The sequence below is a fragment of the Phycicoccus jejuensis genome (assembly GCF_000720925.1).
Lineage (GTDB): Bacteria > Actinomycetota > Actinomycetes > Actinomycetales > Dermatophilaceae > Phycicoccus > Phycicoccus jejuensis.
The window spans coordinates 1-700 of sequence record NZ_JOEE01000038.1 but is presented as its reverse complement, the minus strand read 5'-3'; the positions used below and the strand labels follow the sequence as shown (position 1 = coordinate 700).

General features: G+C 71.9%; 1 protein-coding gene and 1 pseudogene. Both read left to right on the top strand.

The genetic code is table 11. The features are described 5' to 3' along the window. Positions 1-461: IS3 family transposase (locus IG69_RS21370; RefSeq protein WP_157577749.1), on the top strand; the 461-nt coding region annotated here is incomplete at its 5' end. Continuing rightward, a pseudogene (locus IG69_RS23335) lies at positions 443-568 on the top strand (DDE-type integrase/transposase/recombinase); the annotation flags it as partial. The gene IG69_RS21370 and the pseudogene IG69_RS23335, both read left to right, overlap by 19 nt. Between the last annotated feature and the right edge of the window lie 132 nt (positions 569-700).

Sequence of the window (700 nt, the reverse complement as noted above, 5' to 3'; positions counted from 1 at the left end):
GCGCCCCGCTGGTCCGTGAGCTGGCCGCCGACGGCTACCCCGTCGCGGTGACCTGCGAGGTGCTGGGCATCGCCCGCTCCAGCTACTACGAGGCCGTCGCCCGCCCGCCCTCCAAGCGGGCGGTGGCCGACGCCGAGCTGGCCGTCACGATCGAGCGCGTCCATGCCGACTCCCGTGGCACCTACGGCGCCCCGCGGGTGCACGCCGAGCTGCGCCTGGGGCTCGGCCTCGCGTGCGGGCGCAAGCGCGTGGCCCGCCTGATGCGCGAGCGGGACTTGGCCGGGGTGTGCCACCGCCGCAAGCGAGGACACCGACCAGCACCGGCCACCCACGAGGACCTCGTGCAGCGGGTCTTCACCGCCGACGCCCCGGATCGGGTGTGGTTCACCGACTCCGTCGCTGACGCTCCTCCCAAGCCCAGCACCGCGCCAGCGACGGGTGGGTGTACTGCTGCGCCGTGATCGACGCCTTTTCGCGGCGGATCGTGGGCTGGTCGATTGCTGACCACATCCGCACCGAGCTCGTCGTTGACGCTCTGGAGATGGCCCGCTGGCAACGCCGCCCGACACCCGGCACGATCCTGCACGCCGACCGCGGCTCCCAGACCGGACTCAACCGGTGGTCGCAACACCGACTGAATGATGTTGGGACAGTAGCTCGTCGAGGGCTTCGGCGGGTGTCTTCCATCCGAGGGTCTTGC